An 18,942-nucleotide genomic window follows, 5' to 3' on the forward strand; every position below is an offset into this window, starting at 1 on the left:
AGAGACAGGTTTACCACACTGATTATCCGGCCAATTCACCACGAGCCCATACCGCTACAGCAGATAGTCAGATATTCCACTGTTCAGGTACTGAAACCGCATACTCGATACCAATTTCTCTAAAGTGTGCCTCGGCAGACTTGATTTTGGCATTTTCGGAGGGTCTCCTTTTTTGTTCATCCATAGTGCTCTTGGTTTCACGCACCATGTAGATTCGATCCTCACCTTCTTCGGATTTGATGATGGCCCAGTCGGGGTTATAAGGGCCAACTGGCGTGTCGATCTGGAATCTTGGCGGTAGCTTCATAAACAGCCTGATATCCTCGCGGTGATCGAGAAACTCGGCGAACTTCCGCTCCGGGCTGTCCGGCCCGCCATCAAACACGACGTAATCAAAATCGGTTTTCTCGGGGTGTTCGACACGGTACAAATGCTCTTTGAAGAAATCCTTTTCGGCAAGGCCATCGGCTTGCAACTCGCGGAGTTCATAGATGGAGCCGCCGATCTTTTCATACTGAACACCCTCCACAATGACACGCTGTAGCTCACCCTCTACGCAACGGCGTACCATCGCCATAAAGTCGTTCGGATTGGCAATGAACTCATCCAATCTTCCGCTACCAATGAGAATATCCACCAGCGTCTTGCGTGTAAGAGACGTACCTTGCTGCAACTCACCGATAATGTCCGGCAGATCATAACTGCCTTTGAGATCGACAGTTCGTGCCCCCAGTTCTAGCCCTTGCGTGCCGCCACGTAGCACCCTGACACCAGCACGAGTGACATCAATACGTAACGGCTGGATTTTCGGTTCAGCCTTGATCGCCTTTATACACGCCTCAACCAGCATAGGGTGTTTAACTGTCACCCGATAAGTAGTTTTCTGGCTGATAGCGCTCCAAAGCTTCTCAAAATCCGGCGAGGCGTAGAGCTCTTTATTGAATTTGCGCTTAGCCCGCGCACTTACAGGTTTCACATATTTCTCAATACCCGCATTAAGGATGCACCGGATAATATCTGATTCGTAAGGCCTGAGATCATCAGGCAAATGTAATGAGAATCCTTCTGCATCCGGCAGAAACATGGACGTTGTCTTACCATCCTTGATGAATCCTGCGTTTTCCAGATGCTTGAAGATGGCAGAAGATACCTTAAACCCCAGCATATCATCGGTCATCACGCCATGAATATCTCGCTTCGTCAGCCTGGAGAATTCATTGGGTCGCACCTGTCCGATGGCTACGCCCGCATCTTTGTATTCGGCTTGCAGATTCTCAGCGAAAGTAGCATAAGACTCATTAGCAACCACCGTGAGTTGTGCAACACTGCGGTCGGTAACGCGCTCATAACCTTTTACTGTTTTCGCTACAGGCAGACGCAGACCACGCCCCAGCGTCTGTCGACGTTCCGTGTCCGCGCCCATTTCACGCAGCGTACAAATCTGAAACACGTTGGGATTGTCCCAACCCTCGCGCAGTGCGGAATGGCTAAAGATGAAGCGCACAGGCTCATCACCATCCAGCAAGCGCTGCTTATCTTGCATGATGAGTTTGTAAGCGTCATCATCTTTGACCGTCGTACCAGATGAATCCACAAAGGTCGTGCCACCACGCATTTTCAATTGGGAAAAATACGCCCGCCGTAACTCGCCAGGATCCTGCGGCAGTAATTTTTGGTAGACGTCAGACTTGCTACGCTCTTCTCTGAACACCTCATCGAACCACTTGGTAAACTCGCCGTTTGCGTCTTCGTTATTGACCCCGTCGCCGAGAAAACTCGCCACTTTGTCTACGAAAAACAGACTCAATACTTTAATCCCCTTCGGGTGCAACATGGCTTCCTTGCGCAAATGCTCACGCACGGTTTCCCGAATCATCTCCTTGTAAATCGCGCCCGTTGCGCCCCCGAGGGATTCGCCTTCATGCAGCAGGTTTCCGTTCGGCGTCAGTTCAATACTGGCTGGTTCACCGAAAGCGGCGATGCTCAACGCATTAATACGCCAGCCTGCATAAGCAGGATTTCCAGTGACGTCTGACAATTCCTGATGCGGTTTGACCTTTTTGCTACGACGCGCGATAGAGCCATCGGCCTTGCGGCAAGCCAGTTCAAGCTTCGCGGCTTTCGTGTCTTTCACTTCGAGCAACTTGACGTAAGGAGCCACATCCGCACCGTGCTGTGCGACTTCAGCCACGACGATCTGTTTCACCAAACCGAGATCGTGCGCGTCAACCGGATCGAGCCGATAGACCAGGTTTCGCCGCTGCTTATGCGTAGCTGAGTAGCGTAGTGTGAATACAGGATCAAAATCACCCACAGCAGACTGCGATAGCAGTGATTCCATATTTTGTGGTTCATCCATGATCACCACAGGATGCGTGCCTTTCAGGTAATCCAACGGACGCAAGCCATTGAGCTTGTCATAAGGTTTGTGAATGATGCGCGCATTCTTTTTTTCATTTTTATTCTTGTCACTACGTATCGCATCAATCGTCATCACCAGTATTTGCACGTTGGTTGCAGTAGCAAAAGCCTGTACTTCCTCGGCCTTGTCGCCTCTGTAGACATTCGCATCGAAAGGCTCCGCCGGATAGAGGCTACGGAAGTGCTCGCGCATCAGGCGAATACTGGTGTTCACGCCTTCACGAATGGCGACGCTGGGAACCAGAATGATAAATTTGGTAAAGCCATATTTCTTTGCAAGTTCGAAAACGGTACGCAGATAAACGTAAGTTTTGCCCGTACCGGTCTCCATTTCGATGTCGAAATCCAGTTTGCCATCAACCAGCTTTTCGCTGACCTCCAACCCGTTGCGATCCTGTACCGTTTGTAAGTTAGCAAGGATAGTGCCTTCATCCAGTACCAAATTATTGCCGATAGCGCCGATCTCCTGCTCAATACCTAAATCCAGCTCACCTTCCCGTCTGGCAACGCTGCCACGCAAGGCAATCGCGAGCTTGTCGGCATCCTTTGGCTGACCATCGAACAAATCCACCACGGCGTTGATGGCATCAAGCTGATATTGCTGATGCGAATCAAATTGAAAGCCCGTATTTTGAGAATGACTGTTCATCACGCTGTCCTCAGATCAATACCTTTGCTTCTGGCATATTGAGCAATATTGGTTTTCAATTCATCATCGCCGTGGAAAGCATCTTCCAGAACGATCAGGCGCGTAGGTTCGGCATTCACCAGTTCCCGCAATTGTTCCAGTGTGGGCTTGGTTCGCTCGTTTAAGTAGGCCAGCAGGCGTGGCTTATCGGTATCGCCAACTATGGCATGGATGTCCAGCCCGGCGATAGTCTGCATACTGAGATGTTCGTTCAACGAATAGCCAAGTTTCAACAGCAGCTCAGTAAGCAGATCATCGAGACTGGCATCATCAACGCTACTACCACGCAGGTCGAGCAAATGCTGGGCTAGCTTGTCAGGTTCGATATCGCTGGTGACGCGCCATTTGGTGAAATTGGTGTCCGTCAGCTTATAGGCGCGAAAGCCGGTATCTATATTGCTTTCTGCAACATCGGATTTTATTTTCTCGCCCGCTAGTTCGATGCGCTTGCGTGAGATATCAGCAATAGTGGCAAAGCCTGCCTTGCGCGCTTCTGAAGCTTCAGGAGTAGGTTCCGGCAGTTGTACCATGATAAAACGACGTTTGCCGTTGTCTTCAGCATTAAGCTGCATTACGGCATGAGCGGTGGTGGCACTGCCAGCGAAGAAATCCAGTACAGTAAAATTATCTTTTTTTGAAGCTATAGTGAGAATGTGCTCAATTAACCGAACAGGCTTAGGACTATCAAAATAAGCTTTATCATCAAATAGAGCTTTTACTTCCTGTTTAGCTTCTTGATTATGCCCTACATCTGAATGCATCCAGATAGTATTTGGTCTAAGTCCATCTTGAACCTCAGATAAGAAAGTTTTGAGCCTTGGTGTACCACTCCCCTCTTTACCGAACCAAATGCGTTTACCTCTCACCAGCTCGTCGAATTTTTGTTTACTTACGCTCCAAAAACGCCCATCTGGGGGTGGGCAAACTCTACCACTAGGTGTAGTTATGTCATAGCGAAGCTTATCTGTACCTGATTTAGCAGATAAAACAACAGAGGTCCAAATCCCTCTAGGGTCGTTATCAGGATTCGAGTAACCGGCTGGTATTTCCTTTCCCCTTGGAAGTAAGTTCAGTACCCACGAATTTTCAATACTTGTCAGAGAGCTCGACTTTACATAGCACAATATATGATCATGCATTGTGGAGAAGTACCTAGCATCATTCGAACGACTAAACTTTTTTTGCCAAATTATATTTGCAACAAAATTATCCTCACCAAAGACCTCATTGCAGAGTTTCTTGAGATTATCCGCCTCATGATCATCAATACTAATAAAAATCACCCCATCATCAGCAAGCAGATTACGGGCTAACTTAAGGCGCGGATACATCATGTTCAGCCAGTTGGAGTGATAACGCCCTTCGGTCTCGCTGTTGGTGGAAACTTTCTTACCTTCCTCATTCACCTGCCGCGTCCACTCCAGATAACTGTCCAGCCCCTCCTTGTAGTTATCGGGATAAACAAAATCCTTGCCGGTGTTATAAGGGGGATCGATGTAAATCAGTTTGACCTTGTTGTGATAGTGTCGTTGCAGAATCTTTAGTACCTCAAGGTTGTCTCCCTCAATAAACGCATTCTGCGTTGTGTCCCACTCTTTCGAATTGGCGAAGTCTGGTTTCAGTGTTGCAGTCGTCGGTGCTTGTGCGGCACGCAGCGCACGCTTTTTGCCCGGCCAGAACAGGCCAAAGCGCTCGTTACTGTCAGCCACATCATCAGCCAGCAGCTCACGGAGCTTTTCAACATCCAACTTACCATCAGCAACAGCCTCTGGAATCAGTTCGGCAAGCTGACCAGCCAGTTCGGTGCGAAAATTCGGGGTTGTGCTCGGGATCTCAAAGAGGTCGTTGCTGATATCAGAAAATGATGAACGAGACACCTTCTTCTGGCCCTCGGCCAAAGCATCAACACTGCAACGTTGTTCCGCATTTTCTTTCTGTTTAGCGCTATATTCAGTAATACGTTCATTTGCCATACTGATAATCCGGTGTGACATCAGTCAGAATCAGCAGGCATCCTCGCTCTGAAGTGCTAAATTAAGTTTTGCTATCGACTCAATGACTCGTAACATTCATATGTTATGTACAACAATCACTAAAACACACCGGATTATCAGTGTGATATGTAAAACACGTCGTCTGGATAGACAGTCTGATTAGTCGAGATCCCGACATAAAAAATGACGATATTTAGCTCAACATCGTCATATAAAAGTTATCTACATTGCTAAAGTGGGCTGATAAGAACCCTATCAACTGAATTGACTGAGATAGCGCCGGGTGGCGGAAGTCTCTTACCGTTTTTCGCTGCTATAGCCTGAAATCGAAGTAATTCCACAGAGGCAATTTTCAGGGCATCATCATGCGTTGAAGCCGTCACAGACAGGTTATCAAGATCGGAGAATTTCAATGTAACCGTTGTATCATCGACATCAATATCCGCTGGGTAAGGAACAAAGATGGAGGCGAGTTTTTTAGCCTGTTTCTTATGTGCATCCAGTTTGCTCACGAGGTGTGTTGCACGAAGGTGGGTATAGCGTTTCAACATATTCATTGATTTATGACCTGATATCGCCGCCACTTCCATAACATTTAACGTTCCCAGTTCAAAGAATCGGCTGATTGCCTCATGTCTGAGATCGTGAAAATGTAGATCGTCGATAGCCAGAGCCTTCAAAGCCACACGCCATGCGCTTTTAAAGCCACTCGACGTGTAGCTAAAGATATAGCCATTCTCATGATGTGGCCGTTCACCTAGACCACACAGAATTTGCCGTGCTTTTGATGATAATGGAACGTCTCGCGATGTCCCATTTTTCGTCAAAGGCAAATGGGCAACGCCGAGGCGAAGATCGGTATATTCCCATCTCAACGACAAAATTTCGCCTTGCCGCATTCCGGTTTCCAATGCGATCTGAAAAATAGCCAATAATTCAGGATTTTTATCTTTGAAGTATCTAGTTAGCTGTCGTTCTTCCTGAGTCGTTAACCTCCGGGTACGGCCTGACGATACGGTAGGTTTGCGAACATTTTCAACAGGGTTTATAGAACATGTGCCCCACTCAACTTTTGCCAGATTATAAAGCGCCGATAACAATGCTAATTCCAGTCGTACCGTATTCGCACTTATCGGCTTTTGCGTTCTAGAGTTAAATTCCGATAATCTATTATCTCTATATTCTGCAATGTCTATGGATGAAATTTCATCCATATTTCTATTAGCCAAACGCGAACGCTTGATAACATTGATTCGATAGAACTCCTGCAATTCTCCTCGCTTGTGTCGAGATACCGTGGAAAAATACTTATCCAACGCTTTACTTAACAGTATCTTTTTTATACGTTTTTTCACTACTATTATCTTCCCTATTGGCCAAAGGGGAAGACAATACAACAAATTAGAGAGCGCATTTAGGTCTCTGCTCGCATGAACCTTCCAATGCGGCGTGGGGTGGCTCAGGGGCTGAGCTCATTTTTTCTGTTCCCACGGTGCCAGTGTTTGCATGGTGTTGCAAAGTGAGGCATTTGGTGCAGGAGGCTGATCCAAGCGGACGAGGAATTCCGGATAAGCATCTGAACTTGCCATGATAAGCGGCTGATCGATCAACGTCTCCTCAGTAACAGCTTGTTCATCGGGCTCGGTACGTAAATTTAATGCCACGCGTTTAGCAGAAACGTCTTTTGCTGCCGACATAATGTCATCCCTCATGGTTCCCTCTGGAGAGTAATTATACAGTTTGCATAAGGCTTATATCATTACGATTTGCAGATACCATGGGAACCGAACCGAAGGAACGAACCGGGAATTTTTTATCGTATACATCCCATCATTCTGATCTATCTATGAAAATACGGGTCAACCTACGGGTCTTGACAACAGCCACGCTTAAAATTTATGCTGTATTTCAACTTAATAGAAAGCTGAATGATCCCGAGTCCGGCACCACCTTTCCTTTTTTATGCCTCCTTATCAATCCCTATATTGTTGTGATTCAATAAGTTGGCGTAAAAATCTTTTCCGATGCGTTTTGATTTATCCCTTCGTATCGAGGAATTTGTGGATCAGATTGCGGGTCATTCAGTTCGATGAACGGGAGTGACCCTTTGCCAAAAAATCAAGAAATGCCCGTAATGGTGGGATCATTTGCCGGCGGCTGGTGTAGTACACATAAAAACCAGGGAAAGCGGGCGTCCAATCTTTTAAAAGTTGTATCAGTTGTCCATTTTCCAGAAAGGGATCGACCTGGTGTGCGAACTGATACGCTATTCCTGCACCATCCAGTGAGATTTGAGTAGGCATCGCCGGTTCATCGACTATCAGCGCACCCTTGACGTGCACTTCCAGTTGTTCACTCTGACGCTGGAATTCCCACCGGTAAACGCTGTTATCGCTTGGACGGCGATAGGTCAGACACCGGTGACGAACCAGATCCTGTGGTTTGCGTGGATACCCTGCCTTCACCAGATAAGCAGGGCTGGCAACGACTTTCATTTCCAGATCGCCGCTGAGCCTGACAGCCACCATATCACGATGCAGCTTTTCACCAAGCCGCATCCCAGCATCGAAACGTTCGGCCACGATATCAATCAGCCGGTCATCCGTCACCACATCCACGGTGATATCCAGGAAAGCGCTAAGAAAGCCACCTAATATTGGCGCCAGGTAGTGTATTGCAGCCACTCTCGCAACGTTGAGCCGCAGTAGGCCAGACGGGCGATCTGCCTCCTGAACCGCATCGGTCACTGCACCTTCCAGTTCTTCCAGCGCCTGCGGCACCGACACACGCACCGCCAGGCCGTCTTCGATAAACCAGCCGCCGATCCTGGCGCAATATCGTTGGCCCAGTTCCTTGGCGCTATCAAAATCGGCGCCGACCTGCCTGATATCTGCCTGCGCTGTAGGCTGCAATGGCCTCAATTTTCAGCGGGTTGGCATTTTTCGCGGCAAACACCGTCACTGGCAAGCTGGCCTTATGGCAATAGAACGCCAGCACCAGACCCCAATTGCCCGCGCTGGCGCAGACCAGCGGACGCGATTCGCTGCGGGCGAGCGCGCCGGCGATAACCAAGCCTGCGCCGCGCCCGAGCTGAGCAGATAGCTGGGGGCATTCATACTGCGGCGTATTAAGGAATACAGGATCGATGGCATCGGGCGCCTGGCGGATATGGTCCAGGCTGAGCCGGTGCGCGGGCCGCTGTCCGTTGATCAGGGCTGAACGTTCGGCTATGGGTCGGATGGCACCAGCACTCATCGCCCGGTCGGTCATCAAGATGCCGTCGAGGTGATCGATTTCATGTTGGATCAGTTCTGGGATATCAACCTGCGGCGCGGCCATCGCCCAGCCAAAACCAGCCCTCAGGCGAAAATCCGCCAGCGTGGCCTGCAAATCGCCGATAATTCGCCGCAGTTCGGGATCGAAATCAATGACCGGATCGGCAATGCCATGCAACCCCGGCGCGTCGTCGGTGATAATGGTGAGCACTCGGGACATCTTTTCCCCCTCCGCCGTTAGTGTTAACGTAGTTTAACGGCGTTGCAGCGCCTGGTGACGGCATATTCAGGCGCGTTCTTGCGGACTAACGAATAAATGAGCGATAAAAACGCGGCTAAACTGCAACAGAACCACAGCATAACCGCTATCGACGAGTTCGACCGCCGTATCTTGGCGCGTTACCAACGCGATACCCGCCATATTGCGCAAAGCATCGGTGAAGAGGCTGGCCTGTCGGCTGCTGCGGTGCAACGGCGGCTTAAACGGATGCGCGAGAGCAGCAGCATCGAGCAGGAGACCGCCACGCTGGACGCCCACGTCCTCGGCTACCCGGTAACGTGCCTGGTGGGTATCAATTTGCTTGAAGAGCGCAACGAACAGATCAAAGCGTTTAAACAAGCGATGCTTAAGCAAGCACAAGTCCAACAGTGTTATTACGTCACCGGAGAGTATGACTTTATTTTGACGGTAGTCTGCCGCGACCTTCAGGATTATGAACGTTTTACGCAAGAGGTCATAATGGCCGAACAGAACGTACGTAGTTTTACTACCTGGGTAGTGATGGGCAAAGTAAAATCCGGCACCGCCCTGCCCCTTGCACCGGATTAAGCCGCACTGATGCGGGAGTCATACTTACAAACACGTCTGAGCAATTTCGATAATATAATGCTAATAACATAGAAGAGTAACCCACACCGGTAACGAACTGACATACCAGCGCGACTCTCTGTGTACCGTTTTTCCCCGCTCGCCACGCTCACTCACTACTTCTATTAACGTACGGATTGTTGGCCAGCGTTGTGTTAGTTCGTCGGGAAAGTCCGCACTTATCTGCATTACCTGACGATGCTCCGCCCGCCCATGAGCCTGATTATTTTCCGTATGCGTCGCCAGCCCCTTATCGTCATAACATGAAGAAAAACGTTGCTTAACAAATTCATACAGCTTAACAGTGCCGACATCAGAGACTCGCTATCTAATGCCTTGATAATATTGGCGATACAATGACGTCTGGGAATGCCGTGAATAAAAGGGGAATGCTGCCTTAGCCACGGGAGCTGACACTCGCCGAACTGCTGTATGGCTTTCTATCCCGATGCGCCACTGAGCACGGCAGCAAAGGTGAGGAAGATGACGTCCATCAATTCATGCTTTTTGTTCGTTTCGCAACGTGGGTTGGGTATTTCATTGATATAATTAAAGAGAGTCATTATCTTTCACTGTGTTTTGGGGGGATAAAACTCAGGACAATGAAATCGAAATAAGTTCTCTATTTCAATAAGTAAAGTGGGATCCCGCCCTGAACCTTGACCTGATCGTTTTTGCTTTGAGAAGATTCAGGAAAATAAAAAAAGGAGAGACGCCTTATCTTAAATAATCAACATACTGGTGGATGCGTTCAATAGAATTTGCAATATTCCTTCATGCTGTGCCAAAGACAACGTATATAGCCGGATTTGACTTACCCTTATCGATCACACAACACAAAGATTACATTAAACGTATTCAATCGGTCACTTTTCCTGAGCGAGAATTATTACTCGGGTTGCTTGAGTATGATCTTGATAACGGACTTTGTATAGCTAATGCAACTCCCGAGCAACGTGAAGTCACTATGGCGAAAAAGATTGAAATTGCCGTAAAACTTAGTTTTGAGTCCATCATCGTTATTTGCCATAACTTTCATGCAACGTACAACTCTTGGCTTAACTATCCTTCGCTATGCCAGATTATCGAAGACAGATTTTGTAAGAACGTTGGTATCACATCGTATGGACTCTTTTCGGAAAACATAGAGTTTATTGCCACGCCAGACGGACATTCTTTGGCAGTAAACACTGTAAAAAACACTTGCGAAAAAATTGATAGTCAAACATACAAAGTAAAAATGATATCCTCTCATTACAGAACAGAAAATAGTGATGTGATGGAGCCGATTCTTAATGCTCCTCAACATTTCGATGAATTTGTTATTTTCCCCCATGGGAAGAAACTGAACATGGAGCTTTACTGATGAAGAAAATGCAGGAAAAAATAAAGTTGGTGACTTACTCACTTTCATTATTATTCAGGAAATCGCCATGGTTATCAATACTATTCATTATTCTTATCGCCTTGCAGGGATTGCTGCCGACCATGAGTGTTATAGCAAGCATCAAACTGGGAAATATTATTAGTAGCTCCGATCATTCTGAGCTAATGATGGTGGCGATATTCTGGGCGTTAACGTTTGTCTTCCCCGGGGTGCTAGCTCCCATAACAAGTACACTACAAAGTATTCTAAATCAGCATGCTACCTATCTTACTCAGAGAACAGTGATGGAAGCAGCCTGCCGTATCGAAGATTTGAAAATTATTGAGAAATCTGATATTCACGATAATCTGGAAGTACTTTCTAGGGAGGCAGCACATCGTCCTCTTAATCTTCTGGTTAATCTCGTTGAGATATTTCGAGGTCTACTGACTCTTTTGTCACTTTCCTTTGTATTAGCTGCTGTTGTCTGGTGGCTGCCATTGGCATTTCTTCTTCCTCTTATTCCAGTAACATTTACAGTAGCTCTATCACAAATAGATATCTTTCGCGCTTTACTCGGGAAAGGGGCAGCAGCACGTCTTATAAGATATTATCTTTCCGTTCTACTTGATGTCAAATTAGCCAAAGAAATTCGGATCTTTAGATCTGCTACCTTCTTTTTTACTAAGCATGCACAAGCTTTTGAAGAACTTGAAGATGAACTCAACCAGGTTCGACGTAAGCAATTGTTAAGACCTCAGCCATGGAATTTATTGTATCTCATATGTGCCTTAGGTGTCATGTACTGGTTTGTTGAATATATACAGGCAGGAAGAATTTCTATTGGGGGGCTGTTAGGCACTATTCAGTCAATTTCATATTTTGGTCTTTCTTGCCAATGGATGGTATATTCATTTGCAAATGTAGGAGTTTGTTTTAGCTTCTTTTCTCGATTAAGAGACCTTGAAAAGGTTGCTCAAGAGATCAATTATCCATTTACTGCGATTTCTGCACTCGACGAAATCAGGTTTGAGAATGTTTCTTTTTCCTATCAGGACGGCCATCCTGTCCTCAGTAATATCAATCTTACGATCCATGCAGGTGATCATCTTTCAATTGTTGGTGAAAATGGGGCAGGTAAATCGACTCTTGTAAAATTACTCTGTCGCCTGTATCAGCCAACATCGGGCCGGATTACATGGAATGGAATAGATGTTTCCAGTATTGATATAGTGACATGGCATCGTCGGCTTAGTGCTATTTTTCAGGATTTTGGTCACTACAACATGACCGTAAAAGATAATGTTACATTTAAAACCCATATGAATGAATTCGAGCAGCAGCGCTTTTTACTTGCTTGCCAGCAGGCTCAATTTCCACTTGAGTTCCCCCATGATTCCGACGATTTTATAGGTAAGGAATACTCAGGGACTGAACTTTCAGGGGGACAATGGCAACGCCTTGCTCTGGCACGCGCTTTGTTTTCTGATGGTGAATTGATAATACTCGATGAACCTACAAGTGCAATGGATCCGAGAATTGAAACTGAGCTATTTACACGTTTTTCGGAGCTGATTCAGGGGCGGACATCTGTAATGGTTACTCATCGCTTGAGTGCTGTTAAAAATTCAACTCGTATTGTGGTACTTAAACAAGATGAGATTATTGAAAGTGGAACTCCAACTGAGCTTGAAGCAAAGCAAGGAGAATACTATTCACTGCTGTGCTTACAAAGAAGTCAATATGACTCTGCCTCTGAAATAAAACATTGTGCTACATAAGAAAATATCATGAAAAAATCGATAATGACTTAAAAGCGTTTTTTGACCGCCACTATTGATGTTTCCTGCCGATATTGTCAGCAAACAGAACCCGTCCGTAAGCATGGAATGGGAAAGGCAGGATTTCCCCGATATTACTGTCAACATTGTCGCCGTACTTTCCCGATTAACTACCGCTATAACGCCCATAAGCCCGGAACAAAAGAAAAAATTGTCGATATGGTTATGAATGGAGCTGGGGTCAGAGACACGGGGCGAGTTCTGAAAATCAGTATGAACACCGTCATGAGCACATTAAAAAACTCGCACCGCGACAAGTAACAAGCAAACCCACCGTCTATGACGCTCTCATCCTGACTTGTGAACTGAATGAACAAGGGTCATTCACGGGGAATAAAAAACAGCAGCACTGGCTTTGGTATGACAAAAAGAAAACAGGTTGTTGCCCCTGTATTTGGTCCCCGCAGCAGTTACGCGAGATGTTCGCGATACATCAATTCGATGACCTTGATAACCTGCTAGAGCAAGAACACCAGATTTGGCTGGATGACCCTAACCTACCTTATAGCGACAATTGACACATTATGTTCGAAGGAACGCTATTGATATTGTCAGTTTGGTCCATTCTGTACCATGATATCTACCAAAATAAGAACCGCTAATGGGTGAAAATTCAGAGGGCCACCACGCTTTCTGACTTGGCATACATCTCAACGAAATTAAGGCAGGTCAGTGTGGATAGTTTCAATCGCTCAGCACTTCGTCGTGCTTTTACGTCGCTGGCATTTTGCCTATTGGCATTTAGCGCTCATGCCCAAACTAGCGATCCGCTACTGACGCATCCTTCTCATGATAACCAAACCTCTACCCCCGCAGACAATCAGGCGCGTGGGATTTTGGTCGCCGTCGATCAGGCCACGCTGTCCAGCGATCTGGCTGGGCGTATTGTGGAAATACCATTTAGAGAAGGGGAAGCCTTCAAGAAAGGCGACCTATTGGTGCGGTTTGACTGCTCGGTTTACCAGGCTCAATTAGCAGCGGCTCAGGCAGCCATGCGGGCAGCGGAAGCAGAGTTAAGTCAAAATCAGCAACTGGCACAAATGAAATCGGTGGGAAGACACGCGGTATCGTTATCCGCCGCGCGCTTTGCGCAGTCTCAGGCGGAAAGTCAGGTCTATCAGATCCAGGTCAATCGCTGTCGCCTTCTGGCCCCGTTCGATGGACAAGTGGTCAAACGCCGAGCCCAAACGTATGAAAGCGTCGGCGTTGGCGTGCCGGTGCTGGATATCGTCAATAATCGCCACCTTGAGATTAACCTTCTAGTGTCCTCCCGCTGGTTGTCGGCCATTAAACCTGGCCTGATATTTACGTTTACGCCGGATGAAACCGGTAAACCACTACAGGCCAGCGTGGCCCGATTGGGCGCACGTATTGATGAGAGCAGCCAAACGCTAAGCCTGACTGGCGTTATCGAAAGCAAAGACAGCAGCCTGATGGCCGGTATGAGCGGCACGGCGCAATTTCCGGAGGCACCGTGAACACCCCGCCTTCCGTTCTGGGCGCGCCAGTTTTCGCCCGTTTTCTTGATGTAGAGCGTCAGGCTCGCGCAGCAAAAAATAGTGAGGAGCTTGCCTATTGCATCGTTAACGACAGTCAACCGCTGTTTGGTTTTCGCCACGCGGCGTTGATGATCCATGGTCGGATACGTGCGGTAACTGGCGTGACCCAACCCTCTCCCCATGCGCCTTTTGTCGCTTTTATCGAACGAGCCTGCACCCAGTTACTGGCGGAGCCAGACAAGAAATATCACCAGTGCACCATCATTGAGGCCTCACAGCTTGATGAGCAGAGCCACAGTGACTGGCAGGCGCTGTCGGCACCGGAAGCACTATGGGCACCGCTAAAGGATCGACAGGGAAACCTCTTCGGCGGCATCTGGTATGCTCGCGAACAACCTTGGCAATCTGCCGATCGTGTGCTGGCCGAGCAGCTTACCGACACATTCAGCCACGCCTGGTTGGCGCTGGAGCCCAAGACCGGCACCTGGCGACATCGCCGACCACTCTGGAAGATCGCCATACCGGTGCTGTTGCTGCTTGCTAGCCTGTTCATTCCGGTGCGCCAATCCGTGTTGGCACCCGCCGAAGTCATCCCTCATCAAGGACGTGTGGTGGCCGCACCGCTAGATGGCGTTGTCCAGACGTTTGCCGTATTACCCAACCAGAGCGTGCGCACGGGTGATGTGCTGGTACGCTTTGACGCCACCAGTCTAAAAGCACAAGCTGACGTGGCAGAGCGGGCGCTGAACGTCGCGGAGGCAGAACACCGCACCAGTTCGCAACGCGCCTTCCAGGATGCCGATTCCAAGGCAAGGCTCGATTTTCTCGCCGCGCAGGTGGCGCAGAAGCGTGCCGAACGTGATTACGCCAATGCACTACTAAATCGAGCCGAGATCCGCGCCGATCGCGATGGTATTGCCGTATTCGCCGATGCCGAACGTTGGAATGGCAAGCCGGTGCGTACTGGCGAGCGATTGATGGAGCTGGCAGATCCGGCACTCGCGGCGTTGCGCATCGAGCTGGACGTGGGTGACGCCATTCAGCTTGGTGCTAAAGCACCGATCACCCTCTTTCTTGATAGCGATCCACTCACCCCACACGCCGCGCTGCTGGAACGTATCGCTTATGAATCTGAACTGACACCCGCGGGTAATCTGGCCTATCGATTGGACGGGCGCTTCAGCGACGCCCCTCCTCGTATCGGTCTGCGCGGCACCGCCAAAATCTCTGGTGACTACGTGCCGCTGGCTGTCTATCTGTTTCGCCGCCCGCTGGCGGTAATCCGTCAGACCATCGGGATATGAGTTCGTTGCTGCCCGCCCTGCGCGCCGACATTCAGTTGGCGGAATCTGCCACCGGGCTAAACGGCGCGCCACAGTGGATACTGTCCGATCCCGTGACCGGACGCTATTTCAACCTGACGCCCGCCGCCATCCGAATGTTGCGCCACTGGGCGCTATGCCATCCGCAGCAGGTACTGGCAGCGGCTAATAGCGAACCCGGATTACCGCTACGGCCGAAGGATCTGGAACAATTGGTGCAATTTTTACGTCAGCACGATCTGGTCGCGGCGAGCGATCCCGATCAGCGCCAGCGCTATATAGGCAAAGCCAACGCCATGCGCACCAGCCTGTGGAAAACCGTGCTGCACCAGTATCTGTTTTTTCGCATTTCGCTGTTTCGACCCGATCCCCTTCTCAACCTCTGTTGGCCCTGGCTACAGCGCTACGGCGGGCCGTTTCTCCGCTACCTGTTTCCTCTGTTAGTGCTGCTGGGTGCGTTTCTGGTCAGCCGCGACTGGGTACGTTATTCCCATTCGTTTCCACACCTGTTCAGCCTGACCGGCATGGCGCTGTTTGGCTTGACGCTGATTTTCGCCAAGTTTTTCCATGAACTGGGGCATGCTTTTATGGCTAAGCGTGCGGGCTGTCGCGTGCAGAGCATGGGGGTGGCCTTTATCGTGCTGTTCCCGTTGTTTTACACCGACGTGACCGATGCCTGGAGGCTCAAGGATCACAAGGCACGGCTGCTGATCGGTGCAGGCGGTATTCTGGCCGAGCTGGTTCTGGCTGGGATCGCGCTGCTGGTGTGGGCGCTGCTGCCTGACGGCCCGGCGCGCACCGCGGCCTTTATGCTCTCTAGCGCAACCTGGCTCACCACGCTGGCAGTAAACCTGAATCCGTTGATGCGTTTCGATGGCTATTTTTTGCTGAGCGACTACTGGCGCGTCGAGAACTTGCAGGAACGGGCGTATGCACTATGCCGCTGGCACCTGCGCGAAAGTCTGTTTGGTTACGGCCACCCGCCGCCAGAAATCTGGTCACCTGCAATGCAACGTAAGCTGCTTTTCTGGGGATACGCCTCCTGGATATGGCGTTTTTTCCTGTTCTTCGGTATTGCACTGGTGGTGTATCATTTTTTTATCAAGGTAATCGGTATTGGCTTGATGCTTATTGAGATCGCTTGGTTTATTGCACTTCCTATCGTGAAAGAAATTTACATTTGGTGGTCTATGCGCAATGCCATCCGTCCTTCAACCTTACTGCGATCCGCCCTGCTGTGCCTGATCATGTTACTGGTACTGTTTTTCCCCTGGCGAGGCAGCGTGCAAGTGCCCGCCGTGCTGGAAGCCGAAAACGTGAGCACGCTCTATGCGGCGATTCCCGCTCAGGTGAAAACACTGCATGTTAGCGACGGTCAGTTGGTAAAAGCGGGTGATACGTTGTTGGAATTGACTTCGAGCGATCTCGATTATCGGCTAGACATTGAACGTCAGCGGATTACCCTGCTGCAACAGCAGCGCCAACGCGGCGCGGCGCGTCAGGAAACCGCAAGTGAAACTCAGGTGATCGACCGTCAACTGGCGGAATCGCTGGCACGTTACCGGGGATTGGCAGCCCAGCGCCAGCGCTTGTCGATTGTGGCACCGCAGGACGGCACGGTACGCGATACCGCGCGCGACATGACTGCCGGACGCTGGCTCACCGCCGATATGCCAGTGCTACGCGTTGTAGAACCCACACGCGGCAAAGTACTGGGCTATCTGCCCGAAGATAATCTGGCGCGCGTCAAAGAGGGCATGCGTGGCGTGTTTATCGCCGATGATCCCGCCTATCCGCGTTTAGCGGTGCAACTGCATGCCATCGCCCCCACTGGCAGTGCCTATTTGCAACAAGAGATGCTAGCGTCCGATCGCCACGGGCCTATCGCCGTACGCCGCGATAACGATCGTAATCCTCAGCCAGTGCAAGCGCAATACAGCGTGCGCTTTACCCTGGAACAGGATATTGCCTTGCCGTCTCAGCCGCTACGCGGCAGCGTCATTTTACAAGGTGAGAAAGAATCGTTATTAAGTACCGTGTGGCGTCGTATCGCGGCATTAGGCATCAGAGAAAGCGGTTTCTAGCCACTAGTACACTTGCTAATAGGCAGACTATATTCTGCAATTCCTGCGCAAGCGGGAATCGTCTTCAGTATTAACGCATCCCGCCTATGAGAGATCTTCCGCCGCCGTGGAAGATGACAGAGTCATGTTGGAATATAGCCAGTGTCATACAGGCCATCATTGTGAGTTGGCGAGATAGGCCGCTTTGCATCCTCTTTCTTCAGAATATTGAAATTAATTATCCCGCACAGCTAACAAAATTGGTGGCCTTAGCTATGTTTCATAAATAACTAAAATTTATACAAAAAAATCATATTAAATAATAAGTCAGATAATTAATTGACCGAGATGGTATTCCCACAACAGACAGTAAATCTATCAAGGAGAGTCGTTATGAAACTTAGCAAAGCGTTATTTGCCAAAACGGCCCTAGCATCGACGTTGGCGGTTGTCCTACTGCACACAGAAAATGCTTCAGCTTGCGCCGCCGAACCTTTAATCGGCTCGGTCTGTTTTATGGCCACCAATTATTGTCCGCAGGGATTTATACCCGCGAAAGGGCAAGTCGTACAAATCAATGCTTACCAGGCACTCTATGCGCTGGTCAGTAACACCTATGGGGGTTCAGCGGCATCAGGCACCTTTGGTCTTCCCGATTTGCGTGGCAGAGGCGCCATCGGCACCGACCAGGGGACTGGTCTGAGCAATATAGCCCTCGGTCAAATGTTGGGGGCCGAAACCGCTACCCTCAGCATCGCGAATCTGGCCGCACACAGTCACACCGTTACCCAGACTCAACCCCCGGCAGATAACGTGTTCATCCCTGCCGTGCCGGGCACTTTAAACGTAACAGCCAGCCTGCCACTTGCCACCACCGCGCCCGCCAGTGGCGGTGCCGCGCCAGTTAGCGGACTTAACTACCTCACAGCCATCGCCGGCACGGTGCCCGCCGGTGCTGGCACAGCGAATGTGACCTTCAAAGGTCCCTATACGCAAACCAAACCCAGCGCCGGTGCCACCCTGCCCGCTGACGTGGTGACGACAGGAAATTCCACCATCCCAGCATTCTCGTTTAAGGTGCCGACTGTCACGGTCGGAACTACGGGTTCAAGCACCCCCGTCGCGGTACGCGACCCGGCGTTAGGGCTGACAGCCTGCATCGCAACGCAAGGTATCTACCCACAGCATCCCTAATCAGGCACTTACGGAGTAAGTCGGTACTGATTACCGTATTTCCGACGATCGGTACCGATTATTTATCGCAGGAAAAAAATCGTCCAAAACCGAATTTTCAGGAAAAATCTCAAAAATCAATTAAATTATTATTTAATGGTTGCAATATTAATATTTTCAATATTCGAATTTTAACTTAAGTTTACAGACAGACAACAGAAGAATCATGTCGCAATAGTTTCATTACACTTTCGCCACATGAGGTTTTCCGTCTCCCAGCAATGTTAATCCCGCTGTTTTTCACACAAGCAGCCATGCAACAAATATGATTATCGGGAGTAAAGCCTATGCTTCGGCGCCTTTTTGCAACGTTACGCACACCTCGCCACCACACAACTGCGGCTGACGCGGCTTCATCAACACCACTCGGGT

Annotated in this window: 16 protein-coding genes; 9 read left to right on the top strand and 7 right to left on the bottom strand. The window is 49.3% G+C overall.

All coding sequences use genetic code 11. The annotated features are described in order from the left end of the window. Window positions 1–67: 67 nt before the first annotated feature. The 6 genes from AACH44_RS17640 to AACH44_RS17665 form a co-directional block, all read right to left on the bottom strand. The gene (locus AACH44_RS17640; protein WP_261850192.1) at window positions 68–3,070 is read right to left on the bottom strand and encodes a DEAD/DEAH box helicase family protein; all 3,003 of its coding nucleotides are present in this window, start codon (window positions 3,068–3,070) and stop codon (window positions 68–70) included. After that, window positions 3,070–5,082 (bottom strand): site-specific DNA-methyltransferase, encoded by a 2,013-nt coding sequence (locus tag AACH44_RS17645; RefSeq protein WP_261850193.1) that lies wholly within the window; start codon window positions 5,080–5,082, stop codon window positions 3,070–3,072. The genes AACH44_RS17640 and AACH44_RS17645 overlap by 1 nt, the downstream gene beginning before the upstream one ends. Window positions 5,083–5,333: 251 nt before the next feature. After that, the gene (locus AACH44_RS17650) at window positions 5,334–6,458 is read right to left on the bottom strand and encodes a site-specific integrase (RefSeq protein ID WP_261849307.1); all 1,125 of its coding nucleotides are present in this window, start codon (window positions 6,456–6,458) and stop codon (window positions 5,334–5,336) included. 117 nt (window positions 6,459–6,575) lie between these two features. Continuing rightward, window positions 6,576–6,800 (bottom strand): DUF1778 domain-containing protein, encoded by a 225-nt coding sequence (locus AACH44_RS17655; protein WP_261849306.1) that lies wholly within the window; start codon window positions 6,798–6,800, stop codon window positions 6,576–6,578. 384 nt (window positions 6,801–7,184) lie between these two features. Continuing rightward, complete coding sequence (locus AACH44_RS17660) at window positions 7,185–8,015, bottom strand: LysR substrate-binding domain-containing protein (RefSeq protein ID WP_261849305.1); 831 nt, start codon at window positions 8,013–8,015, stop codon at window positions 7,185–7,187. Continuing rightward, window positions 7,966–8,598 carry a pyridoxal-phosphate dependent enzyme gene (locus tag AACH44_RS17665; RefSeq protein ID WP_261849304.1) on the bottom strand — a complete coding sequence of 211 codons (633 nt, stop codon included), beginning with the start codon at window positions 8,596–8,598 and terminating at the stop codon, window positions 7,966–7,968. Before AACH44_RS17665 ends, AACH44_RS17660 begins: the two co-directional genes overlap by 50 nt. Window positions 8,599–8,694: 96 nt before the next feature. On the opposite strand from AACH44_RS17665, the gene AACH44_RS17670 reads away from it, so the two are divergent. After that, entirely contained in the window at window positions 8,695–9,207 is a 513-nt protein-coding gene (locus tag AACH44_RS17670) for an Lrp/AsnC family transcriptional regulator (protein WP_261849303.1), read from the top strand. 227 nt (window positions 9,208–9,434) lie between these two features. Here AACH44_RS17670 and AACH44_RS21280 read toward each other — a convergent pair whose 3' ends face one another. Beyond that, on the bottom strand, window positions 9,435–9,680 hold the full coding sequence (locus AACH44_RS21280) for a hypothetical protein (RefSeq protein ID WP_425606660.1): 246 nt from the start codon (window positions 9,678–9,680) through the stop codon (window positions 9,435–9,437). A 311-nt stretch (window positions 9,681–9,991) separates the two neighbouring features. Between AACH44_RS21280 and AACH44_RS17675 the strand changes: the two genes are divergently transcribed. The 8 genes from AACH44_RS17675 to AACH44_RS17705 all read left to right on the top strand — a co-directional run bounded on the left by AACH44_RS17675 (window position 9,992) and on the right by AACH44_RS17705 (window position 18,531). Next, window positions 9,992–10,612, top strand: coding sequence for a hypothetical protein (locus AACH44_RS17675; RefSeq protein ID WP_261849302.1), 621 nt, complete (start codon window positions 9,992–9,994; stop codon window positions 10,610–10,612). Continuing rightward, a complete protein-coding gene (locus tag AACH44_RS17680; RefSeq protein ID WP_338659359.1) occupies window positions 10,612–12,393 on the top strand; it encodes an ABC transporter ATP-binding protein in 1,782 nt (593 codons plus the stop codon). Before AACH44_RS17675 ends, AACH44_RS17680 begins: the two co-directional genes overlap by 1 nt. Window positions 12,394–12,435: 42 nt before the next feature. Further along, window positions 12,436–12,714: an IS1-like element transposase gene (locus tag AACH44_RS21285; protein WP_425606603.1), complete on the top strand. Its 279-nt coding sequence runs from the start codon at window positions 12,436–12,438 to the stop codon at window positions 12,712–12,714. 44 nt (window positions 12,715–12,758) lie between these two features. Beyond that, on the top strand, window positions 12,759–12,971 hold the full coding sequence (locus AACH44_RS21290) for a DUF4034 domain-containing protein (RefSeq protein WP_425606661.1): 213 nt from the start codon (window positions 12,759–12,761) through the stop codon (window positions 12,969–12,971). 156 nt (window positions 12,972–13,127) lie between these two features. Continuing rightward, on the top strand, window positions 13,128–13,931 hold the full coding sequence (locus AACH44_RS17690; RefSeq protein ID WP_261849300.1) for an efflux RND transporter periplasmic adaptor subunit: 804 nt from the start codon (window positions 13,128–13,130) through the stop codon (window positions 13,929–13,931). Then, window positions 13,928–15,256 (top strand): efflux RND transporter periplasmic adaptor subunit, encoded by a 1,329-nt coding sequence (locus AACH44_RS17695; protein ID WP_261849299.1) that lies wholly within the window; start codon window positions 13,928–13,930, stop codon window positions 15,254–15,256. The genes AACH44_RS17690 and AACH44_RS17695 overlap by 4 nt, the downstream gene beginning before the upstream one ends. Further along, window positions 15,253–17,358 (top strand): HlyD family efflux transporter periplasmic adaptor subunit, encoded by a 2,106-nt coding sequence (locus tag AACH44_RS17700; protein WP_261849298.1) that lies wholly within the window; start codon window positions 15,253–15,255, stop codon window positions 17,356–17,358. The genes AACH44_RS17695 and AACH44_RS17700 overlap by 4 nt, the downstream gene beginning before the upstream one ends. Window positions 17,359–17,730: 372 nt before the next feature. Beyond that, window positions 17,731–18,531 carry a phage tail protein gene (locus AACH44_RS17705; protein WP_261849297.1) on the top strand — a complete coding sequence of 267 codons (801 nt, stop codon included), beginning with the start codon at window positions 17,731–17,733 and terminating at the stop codon, window positions 18,529–18,531. The last annotated feature ends 411 nt before the right edge of the window (window positions 18,532–18,942 follow it).

The sequence above is a fragment of the Pectobacterium araliae genome (assembly GCF_037076465.1).
Lineage (GTDB): Bacteria > Pseudomonadota > Gammaproteobacteria > Enterobacterales > Enterobacteriaceae > Pectobacterium > Pectobacterium araliae.